22 protein-coding genes and 1 pseudogene are annotated in these 24,212 nt (G+C 58.0%); 12 read left to right on the top strand and 11 right to left on the bottom strand.

What is annotated here, in order from left to right; all coding sequences use genetic code 11:
- The 7 genes and pseudogenes from Q1J88_RS09455 to Q1J88_RS09425 form a co-directional block, all read left to right on the top strand.
- Positions 1-397 (top strand): annotated as a pseudogene (locus Q1J88_RS09455) (LLM class F420-dependent oxidoreductase); the annotation flags it as partial.
- 59 nt (positions 398-456) lie between these two features.
- On the top strand, positions 457-1,875 hold the full coding sequence (locus tag Q1J88_RS09450) for a carboxyl transferase domain-containing protein (protein WP_301117400.1): 1,419 nt from the start codon (positions 457-459) through the stop codon (positions 1,873-1,875).
- A gap of 27 nt (positions 1,876-1,902) precedes the next feature.
- Positions 1,903-3,882, top strand: coding sequence for an acetyl/propionyl/methylcrotonyl-CoA carboxylase subunit alpha (locus tag Q1J88_RS09445; RefSeq protein WP_301117399.1), 1,980 nt, complete (start codon positions 1,903-1,905; stop codon positions 3,880-3,882).
- Positions 3,883-3,889: 7 nt separating this feature from the next.
- Positions 3,890-5,011 carry a Re/Si-specific NAD(P)(+) transhydrogenase subunit alpha gene (locus Q1J88_RS09440; RefSeq protein WP_301117398.1) on the top strand — a complete coding sequence of 374 codons (1,122 nt, stop codon included), beginning with the start codon at positions 3,890-3,892 and terminating at the stop codon, positions 5,009-5,011.
- Positions 5,011-5,325, top strand: coding sequence for an NAD(P) transhydrogenase subunit alpha (locus Q1J88_RS09435; protein ID WP_301117397.1), 315 nt, complete (start codon positions 5,011-5,013; stop codon positions 5,323-5,325). Before Q1J88_RS09440 ends, Q1J88_RS09435 begins: the two co-directional genes overlap by 1 nt.
- Entirely contained in the window at positions 5,322-6,755 is a 1,434-nt protein-coding gene (locus Q1J88_RS09430) for an NAD(P)(+) transhydrogenase (Re/Si-specific) subunit beta (protein ID WP_301117396.1), read from the top strand. Before Q1J88_RS09435 ends, Q1J88_RS09430 begins: the two co-directional genes overlap by 4 nt.
- 198 nt (positions 6,756-6,953) lie before the next feature.
- Positions 6,954-7,937 (top strand): diaminopimelate dehydrogenase, encoded by a 984-nt coding sequence (locus tag Q1J88_RS09425; protein WP_301117395.1) that lies wholly within the window; start codon positions 6,954-6,956, stop codon positions 7,935-7,937.
- Positions 7,938-8,020: 83 nt separating this feature from the next.
- Here the strand turns inward: Q1J88_RS09425 and pobA are convergent, their stop codons facing one another.
- Positions 8,021-9,202, bottom strand: coding sequence for a 4-hydroxybenzoate 3-monooxygenase (pobA, locus tag Q1J88_RS09420; protein WP_301117394.1), 1,182 nt, complete (start codon positions 9,200-9,202; stop codon positions 8,021-8,023).
- 166 nt (positions 9,203-9,368) lie between these two features.
- Here pobA and Q1J88_RS09415 point away from each other — a divergent pair, with 166 nt between their 5' ends.
- Positions 9,369-10,256, top strand: coding sequence for a helix-turn-helix domain-containing protein (locus Q1J88_RS09415; RefSeq protein ID WP_301117393.1), 888 nt, complete (start codon positions 9,369-9,371; stop codon positions 10,254-10,256).
- Positions 10,257-10,375: 119 nt separating this feature from the next.
- Here Q1J88_RS09415 and Q1J88_RS09410 read toward each other — a convergent pair whose 3' ends face one another.
- Entirely contained in the window at positions 10,376-11,041 is a 666-nt protein-coding gene (locus Q1J88_RS09410; RefSeq protein WP_301117392.1) for a 3-oxoacid CoA-transferase subunit B, read from the bottom strand.
- 10 nt (positions 11,042-11,051) lie between these two features.
- Positions 11,052-11,750 (bottom strand): 3-oxoacid CoA-transferase subunit A, encoded by a 699-nt coding sequence (locus Q1J88_RS09405; protein ID WP_301117391.1) that lies wholly within the window; start codon positions 11,748-11,750, stop codon positions 11,052-11,054.
- A gap of 153 nt (positions 11,751-11,903) precedes the next feature.
- On the opposite strand from Q1J88_RS09405, the gene Q1J88_RS09400 reads away from it, so the two are divergent.
- Positions 11,904-12,737, top strand: coding sequence for an IclR family transcriptional regulator C-terminal domain-containing protein (locus Q1J88_RS09400; protein ID WP_301117390.1), 834 nt, complete (start codon positions 11,904-11,906; stop codon positions 12,735-12,737).
- A gap of 27 nt (positions 12,738-12,764) precedes the next feature.
- On the opposite strand, the gene Q1J88_RS09395 is transcribed toward Q1J88_RS09400, so the two are convergent.
- The 7 genes from Q1J88_RS09395 to pcaH all read right to left on the bottom strand — a co-directional run bounded on the left by Q1J88_RS09395 (position 12,765) and on the right by pcaH (position 18,122).
- The gene (locus Q1J88_RS09395) at positions 12,765-13,391 is read right to left on the bottom strand and encodes a YSC84-related protein (RefSeq protein WP_301117389.1); all 627 of its coding nucleotides are present in this window, start codon (positions 13,389-13,391) and stop codon (positions 12,765-12,767) included.
- A 55-nt stretch (positions 13,392-13,446) separates the two neighbouring features.
- On the bottom strand, positions 13,447-13,641 hold the full coding sequence (locus Q1J88_RS09390; protein ID WP_301117388.1) for a hypothetical protein: 195 nt from the start codon (positions 13,639-13,641) through the stop codon (positions 13,447-13,449).
- A gap of 120 nt (positions 13,642-13,761) precedes the next feature.
- Complete coding sequence (locus tag Q1J88_RS09385; protein ID WP_301117387.1) at positions 13,762-15,051, bottom strand: saccharopine dehydrogenase family protein; 1,290 nt, start codon at positions 15,049-15,051, stop codon at positions 13,762-13,764.
- A gap of 43 nt (positions 15,052-15,094) precedes the next feature.
- On the bottom strand, positions 15,095-16,192 hold the full coding sequence (locus Q1J88_RS09380) for a carboxynorspermidine decarboxylase (RefSeq protein ID WP_301117386.1): 1,098 nt from the start codon (positions 16,190-16,192) through the stop codon (positions 15,095-15,097).
- Between the two features lie 16 nt (positions 16,193-16,208).
- Positions 16,209-16,562, bottom strand: coding sequence for a helix-turn-helix transcriptional regulator (locus tag Q1J88_RS09375; RefSeq protein ID WP_301117385.1), 354 nt, complete (start codon positions 16,560-16,562; stop codon positions 16,209-16,211).
- 181 nt (positions 16,563-16,743) lie between these two features.
- Positions 16,744-17,382: a protocatechuate 3,4-dioxygenase subunit alpha gene (gene pcaG, locus Q1J88_RS09370; protein ID WP_301117383.1), complete on the bottom strand. Its 639-nt coding sequence runs from the start codon at positions 17,380-17,382 to the stop codon at positions 16,744-16,746.
- Positions 17,382-18,122 (bottom strand): protocatechuate 3,4-dioxygenase subunit beta, encoded by a 741-nt coding sequence (gene pcaH / locus Q1J88_RS09365; RefSeq protein WP_301117382.1) that lies wholly within the window; start codon positions 18,120-18,122, stop codon positions 17,382-17,384. The genes pcaG and pcaH overlap by 1 nt, the downstream gene beginning before the upstream one ends.
- A 136-nt stretch (positions 18,123-18,258) precedes the next feature.
- On the opposite strand from pcaH, the gene pcaQ reads away from it, so the two are divergent.
- The 3 genes from pcaQ (at position 18,259) to Q1J88_RS09350 (ending at position 22,048) form a co-directional block, all read left to right on the top strand.
- A complete protein-coding gene (gene pcaQ / locus Q1J88_RS09360) occupies positions 18,259-19,224 on the top strand; it encodes a pca operon transcription factor PcaQ (RefSeq protein WP_301117381.1) in 966 nt (321 codons plus the stop codon).
- A 254-nt stretch (positions 19,225-19,478) separates the two neighbouring features.
- Positions 19,479-20,648 carry an ABC transporter substrate-binding protein gene (locus Q1J88_RS09355; RefSeq protein ID WP_301117380.1) on the top strand — a complete coding sequence of 390 codons (1,170 nt, stop codon included), beginning with the start codon at positions 19,479-19,481 and terminating at the stop codon, positions 20,646-20,648.
- A 227-nt stretch (positions 20,649-20,875) separates the two neighbouring features.
- Entirely contained in the window at positions 20,876-22,048 is a 1,173-nt protein-coding gene (locus tag Q1J88_RS09350) for an ABC transporter substrate-binding protein (RefSeq protein ID WP_301117379.1), read from the top strand.
- Positions 22,049-22,129: 81 nt separating this feature from the next.
- On the opposite strand, the gene Q1J88_RS09345 is transcribed toward Q1J88_RS09350, so the two are convergent.
- Positions 22,130-23,887 (bottom strand): hypothetical protein, encoded by a 1,758-nt coding sequence (locus tag Q1J88_RS09345; RefSeq protein WP_301117378.1) that lies wholly within the window; start codon positions 23,885-23,887, stop codon positions 22,130-22,132.
- Between the last annotated feature and the right edge of the window lie 325 nt (positions 23,888-24,212).

Here is a 24,212-nt window from a genome sequence, read left to right as displayed (position 1 = left end):
CGGCTGGCTGACTTACTTCTACAAGCCCGACGCTTTTGTGGAGTCGTGGCAGAAGGTGTGCAACTATGCTGAAGAGGCCGGGCGCGATCCGGCCACCTTGCTCAATGGCAACCAGTTGCCCATTATGGTGGGCGACTCCCGTGCCGCCGTTGAGAAGACCATGATGGATTGGCTTAACGTAGACTTCGATATCGCCCAAGGCAGCAAATCCACGATGGACAGCGCCATTATGGGCAATGTCGATGAGTGCGTGGCTCAATTGAAAGAGCACATCGACGCGGGCGTGCAGAAACTGATATTTGTGCCGTATAAATACCAGATGGAACAGGTCGAGGTCATCGCAAAGGAAATCGTGCCGCAGTTGCGTGCCTATGCCGCCGAAAAGAACAAGGGCTGATTTCCGGCGGGCCGGGCGACCGGCCCGCGATGGTTTATTGCGATAGCCAGGACCTGGACATGACCGATACAAGTGGTGGAGACGCAAACGCCCTGGACGAGGCGGTCTTGATTTCAAACGAAGGGATGCAAGTGCCAAGCACGCGAAACCTTACTGCCCTGGAACGGCTCGAGCTGCTGTTTGATCCGGGCACAGCCCTGGATCAGCGGCCGCATCTTCAGGCCGAGGCCGATGCTGCGACCTGGCCTGTGCTAAGCGCGGTCGGACGCATCAACGGCATGGCAGTGTGCGCCATTGTGCAAGACGAGCAGGTTCATCCGGCAGGGCTTGAGGCAGTCCATTGGCGCCAGATTCAACTTGCCATTGCCTTTGCCTGCGATAAGCGCTTGCCCCTGGTCGCGGTGTTTGACGGTTCGCCAACCCGGCTGGCCGGCAGTCTGCACGCCTGGTCGGCGATTGCGCAAAGTGCCGGCGGTTCGGCCGCGTGCCCGTCGCCCAAGTTCGCATTGATCATCGGGCAGAACACCGGGCCGGCGGCCATGCTGGCGGGGCTTTTCGATGCTGTCGTCATGGTGCGGGGCCAAACCGCGCTGACACTCACCGACGCCACAATCACCAATCGTGTCACCCATACCAATATGCAGGAAGCCGACCTGGGCGGCTGGGCGGTGCATGCCGGGCAGACGGGCCTTGCCGATCTGGTGTTCGATAACGAAGTCATGGGTTTGCGCCACATTCGGCGTCTGATGCAATACAGCGCCCAGTCGTCCGGCTGGTCGTGGCCCCAAAACGTGGCCCTGGCAGAGTGCCCCGGGCTCAATACGCTGATGCCTGACGACCCCCACGAAAGCTACGACATACGCGAACTGCTGCACGACATCAGCGATACGCGCTCGTTTCTTGAATTGGGTGCGGCGATAAGCAGCAGCATTGTTGTCGGGTTTGCGCCCGTGGCTGGGCGTGCCGTGGGGCTGGTTGCCTCACAGAATAAAGAGTTGGCCGGAGCCCTTGATCTGCGCGCTTGCCGAAAAATAAAACGCCATTTGCAACTGTGCGCGGCAATGGGTGTTCCCGTCGTCACCGTCGTAGACGTACCCGGCTTCGTGCCTGGTCACGAGCAGGAATCAGGCGGGCTGGCCGTAGAAGTGGCGGGTGTGCTTCGTGCCTACGTCCAACTGACCGTCCCGAAAATCACCCTGGTGATTGGAAAGGCATTGGGTGCGGCGGGGATCGCCCTGGGTTCGCGCGCGAGCCGACCCGATCAAATAGCGGCGTGGCGGGGTGCCAGTCTGGGGCTCATGGGCGCAAGCGGCGTACGCGAACTGGCTCAGCGTACTGGCGCTGATGTCGACCAGATGCTTTCCGTACTGGAGGTCGACCATGCCCTGCGCGGTGCCTATGTGGACGAGGTGCTCGAACCAGACCAGACCCGGCGGTGGCTGGGCCAGACCGTGGCTTCCTTATGCAAGACCAAATAACGGCGTATTAAAGACAGGGGCGCCTGCATGTTTTCCAAGATTCTGATTGCCAACCGGGGCGAGATCGCCTGCCGGATCATCCACACGGCCCGCCGAATGGGAATCGCGACTGTTGCCGTTTATTCCGATGCGGATCGACGCGCCTTGCACGTGCAGATGGCTGACGAGGCCGTACATATCGGCCCGGCGCCGGCGATCCAGTCTTATCTGGTGGCCGAGAAGATCATTGAAGCCTGTCACCGAACCGGCGCGCAGGCAGTGCATCCCGGGTATGGCTTTCTGTCCGAACGTTCATCGTTTGTCGAAGCACTCGACGGTGCCGGAATCGTCTTCATCGGCCCGAACAGGAGGGCGATCGATGTCATGGGCGACAAGATTGCTTCCAAGAAATTTGCCAGCGATGCCGGGGTTTCAACCATTCCCGGTTACCTTGGCGTCATTGAAGATGCCGAACAAGCCAAAGAGGTCGCCCGCCAGATCGGCCTGCCGGTAATGATCAAGGCGTCTGCGGGCGGGGGCGGCAAGGGCATGCGCATTGCGCGCTCTATCGATCAGGTTGCAGAAGGCTTTACGCGTGCACGGTCTGAAGCGGCGGCATCGTTTGGCGACGACCGCGTCTTCATCGAAAAATTCATCGAGAACCCCCGGCATATCGAAATTCAGGTGATGGGCGACAAACACGGAAACGCCATTTACCTGGCGGAGCGTGAGTGCTCGATTCAGCGTCGAAACCAGAAGGTGCTCGAAGAGGCGCCTTCCTCATTGCTGGACGAACACACCCGTCGTTTGATGGGCGAGCAAGCGGTGGCGCTGGCCCGTGCCGTGGATTACGATTCGGCCGGAACCGTAGAGTTCGTGTGCGGGCAGGACAAGTCATTCTATTTTCTTGAAATGAACACCCGCCTGCAGGTTGAACACCCCGTTACCGAGCTGATAACCGGTGTCGATCTGGTAGAGCAGATGATACGGGTCGCGGCGGGTGAGCCCCTGGCGCTTCGCCAGGAAGACATCAGGATAAACGGCTGGGCCATTGAAAGCCGTGTGTACGCCGAAGACCCGTCCAACAATTTCATGCCGGCCGCAGGGCGTCTGCGCACTTACCGTCCGCCTGCACAAGAGCAGCGCGCGGACGGCATTACCGTACGCAATGACACGGGTGTGTACGAAGGTGGCGAGATCGCCCTGCATTACGACCCGATGATCGCCAAGCTGGTTACACATGCGCCTGCACGTGAGCAGGCCATCGACGCCCAGTGCGAAGCGCTGGACTCATTCGCGATCGAAGGCATCGCCAATAACCTGTCGTTCCTGTCGGCCCTGATGCATCATCCACGCTGGCGCAGCGGACAGTTGTCTACCGGCTTCATTGCCGAAGAGTATCCCGACGGGTACAAGCCGGCGCAGCCCGAAGGCGACATGGCTCGCCGTGTCGCCATGGTGGCTGCCGTGCTCGACCGTTGCCTGCATCCGGTTGCGCTAAATGACGGCAATTGCGCAGAGGTGGTTGTCCGGCTCGCAGACGCCAGACAGTCCTTGTCCATTTCCGGTGGCGCAGGGCAGTGGCTGGTGCGATTTGATGGCGATTCGAACGAACACACAATTCAATCCGATTGGCTTACCGACGAGCCGGTCTGGCGAGGCCTGATCGACGGCAGGCGTGTCGTCATGGGCGTTGATATCAGCCGGGAACCCTATCAGATCTCTTACGCCGGGACCCGGTCTTCAGCACTGGTGCTTCGCCCCCGTGAAGACGAACTGCTGGCCCTGATGCCCGAGGTTCAGTCCGAGGCCGGCACGAAGAGTCTGGTCTGCCCCATGCCTGCCATGCTGGTGTCGCTTGCCGTAAAGGTGGGCGATCAGGTCAAGGCCGGCACTGCACTTTGCGTTCTGGAAGCCATGAAGATGGAGGTCAGCCTGGACGCTGAAGCAGACGCAGTCATTACAAGAATACTAGCCAAGCCCGGAGACAAACTAGCCGGCGGCGACATCATCATGGACTTTGCCTGAGGCAATTATGCGAATTGGAGTTCCCCTAGAAACCTTTCCGGGAGAAAGACGTGTGTCTGCAACTCCCGAGACAGTCAAGAAGTACGTCAAGACCGGCCACGAAGTGGTGGTTCAGCAAGGGGCGGGTCTGGCCGCCAGTTGCACAGATGAGGCCTATGCCGAGGCGGGTGCAACGCTTGGATCCGCCCAGGACGCCTTTGCCGGCGACCTGATCCTTAAGGTTCGGGCACCGTCAGAGGGCGAACTGGGCATGCTGCGACCCGGTTCGATTGTGCTGGGCATGCTGGACCCTCACAATGCGCCGCATCTAGAGAATATGGCCAAGGTGGGTGTCACCGGATTTGCCCTCGAAGCCGCACCTCGTATTACGCGGGCACAAAGCCTGGACGTTCTCTCGTCTCAGGCGAATCTGGCCGGCTACAAGGCGGTACTGCTGGCGACCCAGTATTACGACCGCATCTTTCCCATGATGATGACCGCGGCCGGAACACTCAAGGCAGCGCAGGTGGTGGTGCTTGGGGCGGGGGTGGCGGGCTTGCAGGCCATTGCCACGGCGCGCCGCCTTGGCGCGGTGGTGTGGGCATCCGATGTGCGTCCTTCGGCCAAGGAACAGGTTGAGTCGCTGGGTGCTAAGTTCATCGACGTACCGTTCGAAAGCGACGAAGAACGTGAAATTGCCGAGGGCGTAGGCGGCTACGCCCGGCCCATGCCAAAAAGCTGGATGGACCGTCAGGCGGTGCTGACTGCCGAACGCTGCGCCCAAGCCAACATCGTCATCACGACAGCGCTCATACCCGGCCGCCCGGCACCGGTTCTTGTCAGTGAGGACACCGTGCGCGCGATGAAGCACGGTTCGGTGATCGTCGACCTGGCTGTCGAGCGCGGGGGCAATTGCCCCTTGTCGGTTGCCGGAGAAGTGGTTCAGAAACATGGCGTGACCCTGGTGGGTCTGACCAATCTGCCATCCATGATCGCAGCAGATGCGTCAGCGCTGTATGCCCGCAACTTGCAGGATTTCCTCAAGCTCATTGTCGACGACGAGGGGAAGCCGGCCATCAATACAGAAGATGAAATCGTCAAGGCGTGCCTGGTGTGTCAGGACGGCCAAGTACTTTGGGGAAAACAATAATGGAAGCGATCAATCCGACGATCATGAACCTGATCATTTTTGTGCTGGCCGTCTATGTGGGCTACCACGTGGTGTGGAACGTCACACCCGCCCTGCACACGCCATTGATGGCGGTGACCAATGCAATTTCCGCCATCATTATTGTGGGCGCAATGCTCGCCAGCGCACTCACCGTAGATCCCTTGGCTAAAGGTATGGGCGTGTTTGCGGTCGCCCTGGCGGCGGTGAATGTGTTTGGCGGTTTTCTGGTGACCAGGCGCATGCTTGAGATGTTCAAGAAAAAAGAGAAGAAATCCCAAGGAGGCAAGGCATGATCTCGCTTGATCTGGTTGTACTGTTGTACCTCGTTGCCTCGGTCTGCTTCATTCAATCGCTCAAAGGGCTGTCTCATCCCACGACATCCATACGGGGCAACACCTTTGGCATGACTGGCATGGCCATCGCCGTGCTTACCACTGCAGCGCTTATCTGGTCTCAGGTGGGTGAGGGCGCGGTCAGCGGATTGGGCTGGGTGGTGCTGGGCCTGCTTATCGGCGGCATCATCGGCACCTTGATGGCCAAGCGCGTCGAAATGACGAAAATGCCCGAACTCGTCGCCTTCATGCACAGCATGATAGGTCTGGCCGCGGTGGCCATCGCCATAGCCATCGTTGCCGAACCTTCAGCCTTTGGCATTGTCGACGCACAGGGTGCAATTCCGGTCGGCAACCGTATTGAACTCTTCCTGGGGTCCGCCATCGGCGCCATCACGTTCTCGGGGTCGGTCATCGCCTTCGGCAAGTTGTCGGGGCGCTATAAATTCCGGCTGTTTCAGGGGGCTCCAATAGTGTTCCCCGGCCAGCATTACCTGAACCTGGTGCTGGGTATTGTTCTGGTTGCGCTGGGGATCTGGTTTGGCATCAGCCAGGAGTGGGCACCGTTTGTATTGCTGACGTTGCTGGCGTTTGTGCTGGGCTTGCTGATCATCATCCCGATTGGCGGTGCGGACATGCCGGTCGTCGTATCGATGCTGAACAGTTATTCGGGTTGGGCCGCGGCCGGTATCGGTTTTTCGCTCAACAACTCGATGCTGATCGTGGCGGGTTCGCTGGTGGGTTCCTCGGGCGCCATTCTGTCGTACATCATGTGCAAGGCCATGAACCGCTCGTTTTTCAACGTGATTTTGGGTGGTTTCGGCAATTCGGGTTCCGGTGCTGCCACCGCCACTGACGGCCAGCAGCGAAACGTGAAATCGGGCAGCCCCGATGACGCCGCCTTCCTGCTCAGCAATGCCGAGACCGTAATTATTGTTCCCGGCTACGGACTGGCCGTCGCACGCGCCCAGCATGCACTCAAGGAGCTGACCGAAAAACTGACCGAACAGGGCGTTGAAGTGAAGTATGCGATTCACCCGGTTGCCGGCCGCATGCCCGGCCACATGAACGTGCTTTTGGCCGAGGCCGAAGTTTCCTATGAACAGGTGTTCGAGATGGACGAGATCAACGGTGAATTCAGCCAGGCTGATGTCGTGCTGGTGCTGGGGGCTAACGATGTGGTCAACCCCTCGGCCAAGACTGACCCCAATTCTCCGATTGCGGGCATGCCCATACTCGAAGCGTACAAGGCTCGTTCCGTTATCGTAAACAAGCGCTCAATGGCATCGGGTTATGCCGGTCTGGACAACGAGCTGTTCTACATGGACAAGACAATGATGGTCTTTGGGGATGCCAAGAAGGTCATCGAAGATATGCTCAAAGCGGCGTAATTTGCTGTGGTCTTGAGGAAATTGCACCGGTCGCAAGGCCGGTGTTTTTTTGTTGGCGGTTTTCGGGGTGAACCCGGTTTTGGTGTGTCCACGGTTATGGCGGGCGGTGGCGTGAAGGGCGTTTCGCTCCTTCCCGGGGCTGCAGTGCGCATGCTTTAAAATGGCTTGTGTACAAGAGTTTCCAAGCAGGAGAAAGATTTGAGTTCGAAAATCAGGGTGGGTATTGCCGGCTATGGCAACCTCGGGCGCGGTGTTGAGGCGGCCATCATGCAGAATCCCGACATGGAGCTGGTTGGCGTCTTTACACGCCGTTCACCCGAACAGGTCCAGCTGTTGGGACCGGCCACCGCCATGCATATCGATGAAATCGGTCAGTTCCAGGGCAAGATCGACGTGCTGATCCTTTGCGGCGGTTCCAAGAACGACCTGCCCGAACAAGGCCCGGCACTGGCTGCATTGTTCAACACGGTCGACAGTTTCGACACCCACGCCAAAGTGCCCGAGTACTTCGAGGCAGTGAACCAGTCTGCCGAGCCCGCCGGCAATACCGCCATTATCTCGGTGGGTTGGGATCCCGGGCTGTTTTCACTGAACCGTTTGTTCGGAGAAGCCGTGCTGCCCGAAGGCGCCACTTATACGTTCTGGGGCAAAGGCCTGAGCCAGGGGCATTCTGACGCCGTACGTCGCGTGCCGGGCGTAAAGGCCGGCGTTCAATATACCTTGCCTGTGCCCGAAGCTATCGAGCGCGTCCGGAACGGCGAGCTGCCAACGCTTTCTACCCGCGAAAAGCACAAGCGTGAGTGTTTCGTGGTGCTTGAAGAGGGGGCGGACGCCGCAGTGGTAAAGCAGGCAATCGTTACCATGCCCGATTACTTTGCTGACTACGACACCACGGTCCATTTCATTGATGAAGAAACCCTCAAGCGTGACCACGCCGACATGCCGCATGGCGGCTTCGTGATCCGCAGTGGCACCACCGGCCAGGGCAATACCCAGGTGGTGGAGTTTGGCCTGAAACTGCAAAGCAATCCGGAATTCACCGCAAGCGTGCTGGTGGCCTATGCCCGGGCCGCACATCGCCTGAACCAGATGGGTCAGGCCGGCGCAAAATCCGTGCTGGATGTTCCCCCTGGCCTGCTGTCGCCAAAAAGCGCTGCGCAGTTACGCAAAGAGCTGCTATAAGCAGGAGCTTGGGAATTTTCAACATGAAAATCGCCCCGTAGCCTTGCGCTTACGGGGCGATTTATCTAACCAATACCGGGCGTTTACTCGATGGGTTCGTACGGCAGGCCCACGTAGTTTTCGGCGATGTTGGTCAGGCCGGCCTCGGAACTCGTGTAGTACTCGAGCTCGGCGATCTGGATGCGTTGGCCGAAGTCGTCGTCGTTGAACTTGTGCAGCATCGAGGTCATCCACCACGAGAAGCGCTCGGCCTTCCAGATGCGGCGCAGGGCGATCTCGGAGTATTTGTCGAGCAGGTCGATGCGGTTTTCCTTGTAAACCTTGACCAGGATGCGGTACAGCGTCGATACGTCGCTGGCGGCCAGGTTCAGTCCCTTGGCACCGGTGGGCGGCACAATGTGGGCGGCGTCGCCGACCAGGAACATATTGCCGTAGCGCATGGGTTCGGTCACGAAGCTGCGCAGCGGGGCAATGCTCTTTTCGATCGATGGGCCGGTAACCAGACGGTCGGCGGCAACCTTGGGTATACGGGTGATCAGTTCATCCCAGAAGCGGTCGTCGGACCAGTCTTCGATTTTTTCGTCCAGGCCAACCTGCACGTAGTAGCGGCTAAGTACGTCAGAACGCTGGCTGCACAATGCAAAGCCGCGTTCGTGGTTGGCGTAGATGAGCTCTTCGTATACAGGAGGGGTTTCAGAAAGAATGCCCAGCCAGCCGAACGGGTACACACGTTCGAAAGTCTTGATCTTGTCTTTGGGAGCCGTCTGGCGCGACACGCCGTGGAAGCCGTCACAGCCGGCAATGTAATCGCATTCCAGCTCGACCTTCTGGCCGTCCTTGACGAATGTGACGCGGGGCTTGTCGCTGTAGATGTCGTGAAGCTGCACGTCTTCGGCTTCGTAGATGGAAACGCCGCCTTCGCGCTTGCGGGCGTCCATGAGGTCTTGCGTGACCTCGGTCTGGCCATAGACCATGACGGTCTGACCCTTGGCGTATTTTTTGAAGTCGACGCGGTGCATCTGGTTGTTGTAGGCCAGATAAACGCCTTCGTGGACATGGCCCTCGCGATCCATGCGCTCGCTGGCTTTGGCTTCGCGAAGCAGGTCGACCATGCCTTGCTCGAGAACGCCCGCGCGAATGCGGCCAAGGACGTATTCGGGCGTACGGCGCTCGAGAATGACGGTATCAATACCTTGATGGTGTAAAAGCTGACCGAGCAGCAGGCCCGAAGGGCCGGCGCCGATAATGGCGACTTGGGTTTTCATGTGCGTCTCCTGACGTGACGGCGGGCATTGGCCCACGCGGGCTTATGACAGAATTCGGTTAAACGACAACAGAAGGTCGATCAACTGCAATGATGGCCCGGATCGCCACGGGATGGAATGCATTTCTGCCTATAATAATTGTACTTTTCGAAAATATGGCAGTTTTATGGCAACTACAGCGACGGTGCCGGTATACCAGCTCTACGGAGAGCGGGAGCAATGGCCCACACCCGATATGGTGCACTGCGAGCTTATCGCAGACCGAAGCAAATTGCACGATTGGCAGATAAAGCTGCATCAGCATCACAGCCTGTTGCAGATGCTTTATCTTCGCGGCGGTGACGCCCGCGTCGGTCTGGACGGCGGCTACCATGACATGTCTGCCGGTCAGCTTATTGTTGTCCCGCAGATGTGCGTTCACGGTTTCCGGTTTGCACCCAACGCAGTGGGGCATGTCGTGACTCTGGGCTACCCTCTGGCCAATCGACTGGCGCAGGGTATTGATGACGCCGGCGTGTTGCCGCGCGCACCGCATATCTATACGGTGGGCCCCGACGATGCCGCCGCCATCAATATGGCGTTTGAAACCCTGCAGGATGAATACCTGGGTAACCGCCCGCACCGCAACGCATTGATCGAGGCCATGCTGACGACCCTGCTGGTATGGACGGGTCGCCAGCGCGATCTCAAATCCACCGAGCCGGAAGTATTGGCCGACCGTGGAAGGCGCCACTTCAATACCTTCAACGATCTGATCGAAGATCATTACGCCGAACAGTGGTCTGTCGAGCAGTACGCGCGCACCATCGGCATTACGCCTGCTCATCTGAACAATCTGTGCAGGCAGATTGTGGGGCATTCGGCGCTAGAACTTATCCACCAGCGGGTGGTGCTGGCCGCCAAGCGAAATCTTGTCTATACGTCGATGACGGTCAGTGTGGTCTCGCACACGCTGGGGTTTTCCGACCCGGCGTATTTCACACGTTTCTTCAAGCGCGAAGTGGGCGTGTCGCCAAAGGAGTTCCGGCGCCAGGCGGCTACCTTGCTTGAGTAGCTCGGCACGTTCAGCTTGCGCCTGAACGCCAATGCGCAGTTTGTTCGGATACTTGACTGCGACCGAAGCAAAAAAAAACGGCGCTTCAAACGAAGCGCCGTTTTTGATGCAGGTGCCGACTAGGCCGAGCGGGCATCGATCAACGGTACCGGCGTAAGCTTTTGCAGTTCTTCGAAGCTTAAACCAGGAACGATTTCGATGACCTTGGTGCCTTCGGGAGTCAGGTCGAAAATGGCGACGTCAGTATAGACGCGGCTGACACACTCAACACCGGTGATGGGATAGGTACATTCCGGCACCAGCTTGGATTCGCCGGTTTTGGTCAGCAGATCCATCATCACGTAGGTTTTCTTGGCGCCGATGGCCAGGTCCATGGCACCGCCAACCGCGGGAATGGCGTCAGGGGCGCCGGTGCTCCAGTTTGCCAGATCGCCGTTGGCGGCTACCTGGAAGGCACCCAGTACGCAGACATCGAGATGGCCGCCGCGCATCATGGCGAAGCTGTCGGCATGATGAAAGAAGCAGCCGCCAGCAAGCAGGGTGACAGGCTGCTTGCCGGCGTTGATCAGGTCGTAGTCTTCTTCGCCTTTGGCGGGCGCCGGCCCCATGCCGATCACGCCGTTTTCGCTGTGCAGGATGACTTCGCGGTCGGCCGGCAGGTGGTTGGCAACCTTGGTGGGCAAGCCAATGCCCAGGTTGACGACGGCACCGTCGGGAATGTCGACGGCGACTCGCGCGGCCATTTCGTCGCGCGTCCAGGCGGGGGTAGTTTTGGTTTCGCTCATGACGCTATCCTTAATCCTGTTTGAAGCCTGCCGGACCGGTGGCGGTGCGTGGCACTTTCACAATGTGCTTGACGAACAGGCCCGGTGTAACGACAGTTTCAGGGTCGATCTGGCCCAGCTCAACGATTTCGTGAACCGACGCAATGGTGCACTTGGCGGCCGTGGCCATGATCGGACCAAAGTTGCGAGCGGTTTTGCGGTACGTAAGGTTGCCCCAGCGGTCGCCCGTTTCGGCCTTGATCAGCGCAAAGTCGGCAAAGATCGGGTATTCGAGCACGTAGTGGCGCCCGTTGATCTCGCGAACTTCCTTGCCTTTGGCCAGTTCGGTGCCGTAGCCGGTGGGCGTGAAGAAGGCACCGATACCAGCGCCGGCGGCGCGGATTCGTTCGGCAAGGTTGCCTTGAGGAACCAGTTCGAGTTCAATCTTGCCGCTGCGGTACAGCTCGTCGAACACGTATGAATCGGCCTGACGGGGAAACGAGCAAATAATCTTGCGCACCCGGCCGGCCTTTAGCAAGGCGGCCAAGCCGATTTCGCCGTTACCGGCGTTATTGTTGACGATGACAAGGTCTTTGGCGCCTTGGGCGATCAGGCCGTCGATAAGTTCGGCCGGTTGGCCGGCACCACCGAAGCCGCCGATCATGACGGTGGCACCGTCGTGGATCCCGGCCAGGGCCTGCTCGATCGAAGGAGAGATTTTATTGATCATGTTTCCAGTACGAACATTTCGTTGAAAATAGGGCGTTTCGTTCTTATAATGAATTTTTATTCGGTTGTAGAACTATTTTAATAAGCATAATCAGGCGAAGCCGGCTTGTCAATGATAGCGGCTTGTGTCGCCCAATAGCTATTCGAGACGCAAATGAATTCCCACGAATCCGTTTTCAAAGAACACCAGGTTCCTGCGCCCAAAGACGACGAGGCGCCCAAGCCGGGCGATAGCTACGTTCGCTCGTTTGCGCGTGGTCTGGCCGTATTGCGCAGTTTTGGCGCCGAAGCACCGGCTCAGACTCTTTCTGAAGTTGCCGAACGAACAGGGCTGACACGTGCGGGCGCACGCCGCATACTTTTGACCCTGCTCAGCCTTGGCTATGTCTCGGTAGAAGGCAGGCTGTTCCGTCTGACACCAAAAGTGCTCGAACTGGGTTTTGCGTATTTGAGTTCGCTGCCGGTGTGGTCGCGGGCGCAACCCATCATGGAGGCTCTGGTCGAAGATCTTCGGCAATCTTGTTCGGTCGCGGTGCTTGACGGAGACGAGATCGTCTACGTATTGCGTGTGCCCGCTCACCGCATCATGTCCATCAACCTGGGTGTGGGCAGCCGTCTGCCCGCCGATTGCACCGCCATGGGCCGGGTCCTTCTGGCAGGCCTGCCTGACGAGACCCTGCAAGCCAGGGTGGCCGCCATGAAACTCGAACCCCATACACCGGCTACCATTGTCGATCGCGACGCGCTTTTAGCCGAAATCCGGCAAGTCAGGGTGCAGGGCTGGAGCCTGGTTTGCGAAGAACTCGAACCTGGACTGGTCTCAGTGGCTGCCCCGATCCGTTCTCCAGATGGGCGCGTGGTTGCTGCCGTTAATGTCAGCGGTCACGCTCGGTCGATAACCTCTGATCATCTGATCAAGGTATGTCTGCCGCGCTTGCTGGCGGCGGCGGCCAAGATCAACATGACAACCGGCCAGCGCCCGGTGTAGGCGCCGGCCGGCAGCAACTTCAGTGTTTTAGTGATTGGTAGAGTCGGTGATGGGAGCGGGCTTGCGCTCCTGGAGCCGTTCGACCTTGGTACCTTCCAGCGACACACCCGCCATCAGGCCGGCATTGGTCATGACGAAACCGACCACCGGCTCATTCAGGGTGTTCAAGTCGACAGCGCCGGTGGCGCTAAGATTTGCGACGGCCACCGTGGCGTCCACACCCGCAGTCCAGCCGTTGCTGGCCAGAAACTTGTCCAGCGCTTCTTGAGTCTTGAAAACAAAAATAATGGCCTTGGATTGCGCACCTGCCTGCAGCCCGATCGAGCCGCTGGTTGTGGTGAAGTAGCCCTGGTTCTTGCCACCCACACGCAAGACGCCTTCTCCGTGTTCGGCTCCGACAATAAAGCCGCCGCCAAGCACCCGCGGGAAGATCAGAACGCCCTTGGATTGCGAGACCAGCTCACGGGCGCTGGGAGCGACTTCGTACAGCCGCTTTAGCGCGGCATCGGCGCGCTGGTCGGTGTCAGCCCGTTTTTCGGCACTGCTTTGCTGTGACTGGGGAACGGTTGTGGTGCAGGCGGTCAGTGCCAGGCCGGCAGCGGCAATGGCCACAGCGACGCAGGTACGCGACAACATGTTTGCTTTGAATTTCATGGTGTACTCCAGGTAAGAATGTTGGAACCGGGTTTTATGACGTGCTTGGCGCTTGTTACTTGTGCGCGGTGCGGGCAGCTTCCTGGATGCTGTTCCCGACTTTTTCCATTTCTTGCCCTGCTTGGCTAAGGGCCTTGTCTATCTCTTTACCGGCTTTTTCAGCTGGACCTTCCTGCTCGCACCCGGCAAGTGCCAGGGCAAGGACTCCCAGGGCGGTCAGGCTTAGCAAGGATTTCTTCTTGTTGAACATGCGTTCCTCCGATTTGAGAGATGAGGCATCCCGAAGACAGACGACGCCTTCGGGATGTAGGCATTTTGGGCCAGAACTACAGCATGTTCAATGCCGGCAACAATTGTTATCTTTGCTTGCTTATCGGTAGTTGACGACCTGGTCGATTGATGATTTTTCGACGACCTGTTGCTGCGGATCGACGATATAGTCGTGATCGCCGTGGCGTGCGCGTGTGACCAGACCCATGCGGTTCATCAAGGCGATGAACGGCGCAGGGTCGAGCTCTTCGACGTTGACCATGCCGCCAACATCCCAGGTTCCGTTGGCGATAAGCAGCGCGGCGGCAACCGGGGGGACACCTGCCGTATATGAAATGGCCTGGCTGCCAACTTCCTTGTAGGCTTCTTCGTGGTCGCAAACGTTATAAATAAGAACCTCTTGTGGCTGTCCGTCCTTTTCGCCCTTGATCAGGTCGCCGATACAGGTCTTGCCCGTGTAGCCAGGTGCCAGCGAGGCGGGGTCGGGCAGTACGGCCTTGACGACCTCAAGCGGCACGATCTCCTGGCCCCGGGCCGTGCGAACCGGCTGCTCGGAAAGCAGGCCCAAATTATTCAGCACGGTGAACACATTGATGTAGTGGTCACTGAACCCCATCCAGAAACGGATGTTTGGCACATTCAGGTGGTGCGACAGTGAATGGATCTCGTCGTGACCGGTGAGGTAGGTGGTGCTTTTACCGGTAACGGGCAAATCCCAGTCCTTGCGGTGCTCGAACATTTTGTTCGCCTTCCACGCACCGTTCTCCCAGGACCATACTGTCGAGGTGAACTCGCGGAAGTTGATCTCGGGGTCGAAGTTGGTGGCAAAGTAACGGCCATGGCTGCCGGCGTTGACGTCGATGATGTCAATGGAATCCACGCGGTCAAAATAGGTGTCGACGCCATAACGCGCATACGCATTGACCACACCGGGGTCGAAGCCGACGCCCAATACCGCAGTGACGCGCGCTTCCTTGCAGGCCTCGCGGCGCTTCCATTCGTAGTTGGCGTACCACGGAGGCGTTTCGCAGACCTTGGCGGGATCCTCATGGATGGCGGTGTCCATATAGGCGGCGCCCGTCTCGATGCAGGCCTGCAACACCGACATGTTCAGGAAGGGCGACCCCACGTTGATCACTATCTGGCTGCGGGTAGCGCGGATCAGGAATTTGGTTGCCTCGATGTCCATGGCGTCCAGCTGGTGCGCCTGAAGCAGGCCCTGTTGCTGAAGGTTGCCTTTCTCGTGGATGGACTCAATAATCGCTTCGCACTTGGAAAGCGTGCGCGAGGCAATATGTATATCGCCCAGCTGGCTGTTGTTCTGGGCGCATTTGTGGGCAACGACATGGGCGACCCCGCCGGCACCGATGATCAGGACATTGCGTTTCATGGATGTGCTCTCTTTTTAAACTCAAACAGGTTGGAGGGTGTCGTCAGGACAAGCTGTCGACATAGTCGCTGTACGAGAATTCGCGTACCAGCCGTGTTGTGCCATCCATATGCTTGATGGCGATGGCCGGCATATGTATGCCGTTAAACCAGTTCTTTTTGACCATGGTGTATCCACCTGCGTCGCCAATCGAAATGCGGTCGCCTACCTTCAAGGGCTGGTCGAAGCGTCCCTCGCCGAAAATATCTCCGGCCAGGCAGGTCTTGCCGCAAATTTCGTAGGTATGTTCGCCGCTGTCATTGCCCAGCGGAGCGGTTTCGCGATAAATGAGCAGGTCAAGCATATGGGCTTCGGTCGAGCTGTCGACCACTGCCAGATTCTTGCCCCGGAACCCGACATCGAGCACGCTGACTTCAAGCGTTGTGGTGTGACGCACCGCCGCCTCGCCGGGCTCGAGATACACCTGCACATCGTACTTCTGCGCAAATTCGCGCAGACGGTCGGAGAAATCGTCGACCGGGTAGCCGGCGGCTGTAAAACTTATTCCGCCGCCCAGACTGACCCAGTTTAGCCTGCGCAAGACGTCACCATAGCGTTGTTCGACCTTGTTCAGCAATTCGTCGAAGCTTTCGAAGCTGTCGTTCTCGCAGTTGTTGTGAATCATCACTCCGTCCAGCCGGTCGATGACAGACAGGAAGGTGTCGGGGTCGGATTCTCCTAGTCGGCTGAAGGGGCGGGCGGGGTCGGCAAGGTCGAAACCAGCGCGGCTGATGCCAGGGTTCAAGCGCAGGCCAACAGGCTTATCGGCCACCCGGCTTTCGAAGCGCTGCAGCTGGTTCAGTGAATTGAAGATGATCTTGTCGCAATGCGCGAGGACTTCGTCGATTTCGTGGTCGGCATAGGCCACGCTATAGGCATGTGTTTCTTTGCCGAATTTCTGGTGGCCCAGCTTGACCTCAAACAACGATGAGGAGGTGGTGCCATCCATGTGCGGACGCATCAGGTCGAAGACAGACCAGGTAGCGAAGCACTTCAGTGCCAGCAGGAGCTTTGCTCCTGAGCGTTCCCTGATGCGATCCATGATTTGCATGTTGCGCAGCAGGGCAGATTCGTCAATCAGGTAATAAGGCGTTTGAATCATTTATGGAATGAGGGCGTCAGGGTGAATCGAGTCCGGCCGGCTTGCGGCCCCGTTTTTTCGGTTCGTTTTGCTTGTCGTCGCTATAGTCGATGATCATGGCAGGCTGGTCAGGAAAGGTGGCTACCAGGGCAAGCTGGCCGCCGATACATTCAATATAGTGACGCAGGGTAGACAGCAGCATGTCGCTTCGCTTTTCGAGCCGGGAGATGGTGTCCTGCCCCACGCCAAGCGCCGCCGCCAGTTCTTCCTGAGTATGGCCGGCGCGTTTGCGTAGTTCTTTAAGCGTCGTCAGCGAGGCCGGGTCGGCCAGAGTCACGCCGTGACCGAAATGGGTCTCGGCAGACGTTGCGCTAGTGTGCTTTCTTGGCATGTAAAAAATGTCGTCTCAGTTTGGCAAGCGCGCAATTATGACTTGAAGGTCATATGGTGTCAAATGCATATTCTGCCACTGTCGCATGAGGCCGGGCCAAACAAAAAAACGCCCACGGCGTCGTGTGAACGCGGTGGGCGCTGGGTGGGCGGGTCAGGCCGCCCGGGGTGTCTTCAGCGGATCAGACGTCGAAGAACACGGTTTCGTCCGGGCCCTGGATGTGGACGTCGAACTGGTAGACGACTTGACCGTCTTTTTCGGTACGCTGGGCAATGAGCGTCTTGCGGCGTTCGACCCATTCGATTGCGTTGAGCACGGGATCTTTGGCGTTGGCTTCTTCTTCGTCCGAGAAGTAAATGCGAGTGTTCAGACCCATGTTGATGCCACGCGCGACGATCCAGACGTTGATGTGCGGTGCCATCACCTTGCCGTGCCGACCGACGACCGGACCGGGCTTGATGGTCTCAAATGAATAGACCCCGGTGTCGAAGTCGGACGTGCCGCGTCCCCAGCCACGGAAGCTGGGGTCGATGGGCTTGTCTTCCTGCTTGTCGGCCGGATGGTTGTAGCGGCCGGCAGCGTTGGCCTGCCAGATTTCGAGCAGAACGTCGCGGACCAGGGCACCGCTTCCGTCGAAAACGCGGCCTTCGATGCGGATGCGCTCACCCTTGGTTTCGGGGGTGACCAGCACGTTGGTGAAGTTCTTCTCGAAAATGTCGAAGCCGGCCTGCTTGGGAGCCAGCCCGATGTGTACGTATGGACCCGCTGTCTGGGAAGCGGTTTCCTTCAGGTATGTGGGCTTGTTGTATTCCCTGAACATTATTTCGCTCCTTGGATGGTGTTTTCGAACAGAGTGGCTCGCGTGCCGCGAACGACGATGTCGAAGCGATAAGCCATGCTGTCGAGTGCGACAAAGGCGCCGCGGTCCAATTGGGCGATGAGGCCACGAACGGCTTCTTCGTTGTTGATGGAGCGGACAATCGGGCAGCCGGCAATGAGCGGGTCGCCTTCAAAGTACATCTGCGTGATAAGACGCTGGGCAAAGCCCGATGCGTGAATCGAATAGTGGATGTGCGCAGGACGCCAGTCGTTGATCTGGTTGCGCCAGGGGTATGGACCCGGCTTGATGGTGCGGTAGAAGTAATAGCCGTTCTCGTCGGTCAGGACACGTCCACAGCCGCCAAAGTTGGGATCGATGGGGGCGATGTAGGTATCGTTCTTGTGACGATAGCGACCCGAAGCGTTGGCTTGCCAGACTTCGACCAGTGCATTGGGAACAGGGCGTCCGTTTTCGTCAAGGACGTAACCATGCACGAGGATGCGTTCACCAATAGGCAGGCCGTCTTTGGCGTAGTTGAGGATAAGGTCGTTATCCAGCGGGCCGAGCTCGTCGGGAGAGAACCGGGGGCCGGTGATTTCCGACAGGGAGTTCTCGATCGAGATGAGCGACTTCTGGGGGGAACGCAGCACGCTGGTTTTATAGCCAGGCGTATAGGCGGGCGGATGCCAGCTTCGGTCGCGTTGCAGGAACTCGCCGAATTGTTCAATAGGGGTGGTCATAAATTCTCCTTTAGACTGGCTGCGTCGTGCAACGACTCAGTGCTCAGTATGGTAGGCCTTTGAATTGGTGATGTAAATTGAATTAACCGCCAATGTTTGATAATGTCAGGTTATCAAATTTCGTACGGCCCCGGCAATGACCAGCATTCAGGAACAGTTCAACAGTCGCATTCGCCTGCGCCATCTCCAATGCTTTGTGGCGGTGGCCCAAGAGCAGCATTTGCGCAAGGCGGCAGAACGGCTGCACCTGAGCCAGCCCGCTGTATCCAAGACCTTGGCCGAGCTCGAAGAGCTCGTCGGCAAGCGCCTGATGGAGCGGGGTCGTTTTGGTGCTCGCCTGACACGGGATGGGCAATCGTTTCTGGAACATGCCTTGTCAGTTCTTGAGGCGCTTGAGGCCGCCCGCCGGGTGGTTCAGGATGGCGGGGAGGCAGCTCACGAGACCGTAATGGTGGGTGCCTTGCCAACTGTGGCTCCCGATCTGCTGCCCGAAGCACTGGGCAGCTTCCGGGATGCCTGGCCGCAAGCCCGCGTTGATGTGCAAATTGGCGTCAATGCGACATTGCTCGATAAATTGCGTTCCGGCGAGGTTGATTTTGTATTGGGACGAATGGCCGACCCCGCTACCGTCGCCGGGCTCACCTTCGAACTTCTATACGTCGAGCCGCTGGTGGTAGTGGCCCGTCCCGAGCATCCCCTGATGACCGAGGGCGAGCCGGGGATGCATCGCATTGTCGAGTATCCGCTGATCGTCTCCACTCGCGGAACGGTGCCGCGCCACAATACCGAAAGCTTCTTGCGTGCTCGCGGCCTCAGCCTGCCCGTCAACTGCCTCGAGACTTTGTCAGTCGCTGTAGCCAGGTTACTGGCCATGCGCACGGATGCAGTGTGGTTCACCCCTATGGGAGCAGTGCGTGACGATCTGGTGAACGGCACTTTATTGCGTGTGCCCGTAAAAACCGATGGCACCGAGGAACCGGTGGGTCTGCTGCGGCGCAGTGATGCGCAACTGGGGCAGGCCGCCAGTGCCCTGATGAAGTTGCTACGCGATACTGCCGAGCAGCGCCGTGCGTCCGGACGCGACTGGACTCTTGGGTCCTGATTAAAACTGACTTCCACTTGCGGGCAGATTGAGGGAGAGATTCTTGCTGGGCAATCCGCGTCCTTGATCGGCGGATAGACGTCCCTATTCAATGGTTTCACGCAGGCCTGGCGGTTTGACAAAGCTGCCTGTGGCTTCTAACCTACTATAATTATGTTCTATACATGAATTATTGTTCGTGTTACGAATTTTTTAGTTTCAAACCAACCTGACCTGCTTGAGCCGGCAGGTTCGCTTTACCGCAGGAGATTTGAATGCGTATTCGCAAGACCTTTGTAGCCGTCGCCCTGGCATTCGGCGTCACCGGCGCCGCTCAGGCCGCCGACGATCTGAAGATCGGCATGGTGTTGCCGATGTCCGGCCCCTTTGCTTCGTACGGCGAGCAAATCCTTAACGGCGCTCGCTTGTACCTCGAGCAACATGACAACAAGCTGGGTGACAGAAAGGTTGAGCTGATTGTCAAGGACGACACAGGTGTGGCGCCCGCTGTCAGCCGCCGTGCCGCCCAGGAACTGATCAACCGCGACAAGGTTGAAGTTCTGGCCGGTTTTGGCCTGACGCCTTCCGCTTTCTCGGTCGGCCCGCTGGCGACCCAGGCCAAGATGCCCATGGTGGTGATGAATGCCGCCACATCCTCGGTTACGGAGAAGTCGCCGTATATCGTGCGTACGTCAATGGCGCTACCCCAGATCACGGCTCCGATCGCAACATGGGCCGTCAAGAACGACATCAAGCGGGTCTACACCCTGGTTGCAGACTATGGCCCGGGCCATGATGCAGAAAAACAATTCATCGAGAGCTTTACCGAAGCCGGTGGTGAAATCGTGGGTCAGGTTCGTACCCCTGTCGGCAACCCCGACTTCGCTCCGTTCCTGCAGCGGATCAAGGACAGCAAGCCCGACGCCGTCTTCCTGTTTGTTCCTGCTGGCGAGCAGGGCGTTTCTTTCCTCAAGGGATATCAGGAACGCGGTCTGGCTGACGAGGGCATCAAGCTGATTTCCACCGGCGACCTGACGGACGAAGATGTTCTGGACGCCATGGCAGCCGCCGAAGGCGTGATGACGTCCTTCCACTACTCGGAAGCTCATGATTCCGAGCTGAACAAGCAATACGTCCAGTCTTACTACAAGGCGTACCCGGGCAAGCGTCCCAACTTCATGTCGGTGGCGGGTTACGACGGCATGAAGCTGATTGACGAAGTGCTCAAGAAAACCGGCGGTGACGCCAGCGGCGACGCCTTCATCGAAGCGGCAAAGGGCTTGTCGTGGGAAAGCCCACGTGGACCGGTAACCATCGACCCCGAAACCCGCGACATCGTGCAAGACATTTACGTGCGTGAAGTCAAGATGGTTGACGGCAAGCTGCAGAACGTCGAGTTCGACCGGTTGCCGCAATTCAAGGACCCGGTAAAAGCTAAAAACTAAGCTGATAAAAGCTAAGCCGATATTACGGCTGGTTAAAGGCTTCCATGCTTCGGCACGGAAGCCTTTTTGATGAATGCACCTGTAATTGTGGCTCAATACGTGATTTCCTTATTGGCGTAAACCCTAGACTTGGGCATTATGGATTGACAAACAGTTACCGCCTTTTTAGCCTTTGGTACTATCGATCTTCCGACAATATCTCGATAAATTTTCCTGGAGGAGTATCAATGCGTATCAAACGAGCCTTACTAACTGCTGCACTGTCGCTGGGCGTTGTCGCCGGTGCCCATGCAGCAGAAGACCTCAAGATCGGCTTCGTGCTGCCGATGTCGGGGCCGCATTCATCATATGGCCTGCAAATTCTTAATGGCGCCAAGCTGTATATGCAAGAGCACGGCGACACGGTTGCCGGCCGCAAGGTCCAGATCCTGGTTCGTGACGATACCGGTGTTGCTCCCGAAATCAGCCGTCGTGCTGCCCAGGAACTGGTCAACCGTGAAAACGTCGACATTCTGGCCGGCTTCGGTCTGACGCCGTCTGCCTTTGCTGTGGCACCTTTGTCGGCATCCGCCAAGATTCCCATGATCGTCATGAACGCGGCAACGTCGGCCGTCACCGAAAAATCGCCCTATCTGGTGCGTACGTCCATGACCCTGCCGCAGAACTCGGCACCTATGGCTACCTGGGCATTGGCCAACGGCATCAAGCGCGTTCACACCCTGGCAGCCGACTACGGTCCAGGTCACGACGCCGAAAAGCAGTTCGTCAAAACCTTTACTGAAGGCGGTGGCGAGATCATCGGTCAGGTTCGCACTCCGGTTCAGAACCCCGATTTCTCACCCTTCCTGCAGCGTATCAAAGACGCCAAGCCTGACGCCATCTTCATGTTCGTACCTTCGGGTGAGCAGGGCGTATCGTTCCTCAAGAGCTATGCCGAGCGTGGCCTGGCCGATGAGGGCATCAAGCTTATCGCTACCGGCGACCTGACCGACGAAGACGTGCTCGACGCCATGGGTGATCCCGCCCTGGGCCTGATCACTTCCTTCCACTATTCAGATGCCCACGATTCCGAACTCAACAAGAAGTACACAGAAGCCTACGCCAAGGCCTATCCCGGCGTGCGTCCGAACTTCATGTCGATGGGCGGCTACGACGGCATGCAGCTGATCTACAAGGTGCTTGAAAAGACTAATGGCGATGCATCGGGCGATGCCTTTATTGCTGCCGCCAAGGGCATGGAGTGGGAAAGCCCGCGCGGTCCGATCAAGATCGATCCGGAAACCCGCGATATTGTCCAGAACATCTACATTCGCAAGGTTGAACGCCGCAATGGCCGCCTCGAGAACGTGGAGTTCGACGTAATTGAAATGGTCAAGGATCCCGGCAAGGCCGAGAAATAATCGGCAACGGGCTTCAAAGCCTAAGCAAAAACCGCAGGTCAATGACCTGCGGTTTTTTTTAGTTTAGCCCGGCGGTTTTGGTCAGGGCTTTGCCAGCGCCTCCTCGCGAATCTTTCCGGCGTTTTTATAAATGTCTATCAAGACGTTCAGTAGTTCGGTTTTTGGCGTCAGTTGGTCGACCTGCACATTCGAGCCCTTTTTCCAGTCGGCGTCGGCATAGACCTCTTCAGCAGAGCGGTCTCCGAGCGAGATTGAATACAGGCCAAAGCCTTCTTCGTCCCAATATTTGTTCGGGAACCCCGGGTTCGAGTTGCCGCCTTCCTGTTTGATGTCGGAACCCCCGTCTTGCTTCCACCATTCGTCGCTCCATTCGAAATAGAACATGCCGGCCACCACAGGGTGCTTGAACGCCTGCGGTATGACCTGGCCGACGACTTTTGCGGTTTCATTGATGCTGGCCTCGGTGGAATGGATGGGAGGCGGGTTGCCGTCGCCATTGCGGACGGTGGTGGGCATACCGTACTCGGTAAGAATAACCGGACGGGCGGTGTCTGACTGGGCCGATTGCTTCCAGGGGTCGAGCGTAGTGGCCAGCTGCTGGGTCTGGAACGCATTGATGCCGTAGAAATCGATCGCCTTGGCGTATTGCCTTCGGTAATCGAGTGTATGGGCGGCGAACATCGGATCGTCGAAGTATGCCCAGCCGACCAGCTTGCTGGGGGCGATCTGCTTGGCGCGTTCTGAGTATTTTTGGACCTGTTCCCAGAAGTGCTGGGCCCTGGCGAGATTGGCATAGGTATCGGCTGAGCCTATGACTTCGTTGAATAGGGTAAAGCCCAGCACCGCAGGGTGGTCTTGCATCTGCGTGATCGTTGCGGTGAAGTTGTTGTCCCAGTACTCGATCTCGATGGCCCTGGCGTCGTCGTAGGTGTCTTTTTCGAAAATTGCCGGGGGCATGGGAATGCCGACGATAACGTAGATGGGATTGACGCCGTTGTTCCACATTTCGTCGAGAAATTTCTTGTGCTCGCGCACCAGAAGTGAACCTGGGCTGTTGATTTCCGCCTGGGTGGGGATCGAGCCGTCGTCCTTGATGAAATTGGCAATAAGCGAATACGTGCGTACGGCGTTGAATCCATGTCCGCGTATTGTTTCGACGTCGCGCTTCCAGACTTTCTCGAAGTCAAGAAAGCCCCCGGGAGTGTCCCAGAATATGTCGCCGAAACCGGGACCGTATTTATTGGAAAAACCGATGGGGGCCGGCGAATAGCCCACCCCTTTGATCAGGAAGCTTTGCGCCGGACCCCCTTCGACTGCTACCGTGAGCGTGGCGTTGCCATGAGCGTCGATGCTGCTATGCCATTGCGTGGTGGAGGGCTCTACAGCAGCGGGCACGGGGCTGGCCGAGCCGGCGGCATTGTTCCAGGTGATGGCCTCGTCGTCGCTCGCCAGGGCAAAGCCGCCGTTGCGTAGATAATCGACGGTGATCGAGCTTGCGTTCAATGGAACGTCTGGAATGGTTACCTGGGGAGTTGCAGGCACCTCTATCGGCCCATACAGCAATTGGCCGTTGGCGTCCTTGAATTCAATTTGCATGCTGTCGACGCCGCTGGGGAAAGCAGCCGGCGATTGGGCGCTGGGCGTAGCGGCAGGTATGGCGGCCGCAAGCTGTTGGCCTGACTGCGCCGAGGAGCTGCCTGGACTCGTGCTGTGCAAAATGGTGACATCGCCCGTTTTGGGAGAAGTGTCGGAACCTGAGCCGCCGCAGCCAGCTGCGACGAAGGCAGCCGCCAGCGATGCTGCCCAAAGCTTGTTGTGGGGAAATAAAGAGGGGATCATGCAGCCGCCTTTCGGTAGATATTCTTCTAGAATGTGCTTCTTTAAGGTGTTGCGCCCGCGATGTACTGCTGTGAGCTGGAATAGCTCGTTGTAATTATTTGTTTCTTATTGTAGTGGGTCGCGCTTTATTCGCAACAGGAATTTGTCTCGGTACGGTATATCAGGCGCGCGGCGGTGGCCTCGATGTGGCATCCATGTAACGATGGCAAGAGGCAGCCTCGGACCAATTTTGCTGGCAACTGGCTTGGGAGGCCTCGCAGGAAATCCATACTTGAAGGCCCTGTATTTTTTCGCCGTAAATGGGCCGCTCCAGGTTGCTGGAGCG

This window comes from Pusillimonas sp., assembly GCF_029263785.1.
In the GTDB taxonomy this organism is placed as follows: domain Bacteria; phylum Pseudomonadota; class Gammaproteobacteria; order Burkholderiales; family Burkholderiaceae_B; genus Pusillimonas.
This window is presented reverse-complemented; position numbering and strand designations above follow the sequence as displayed.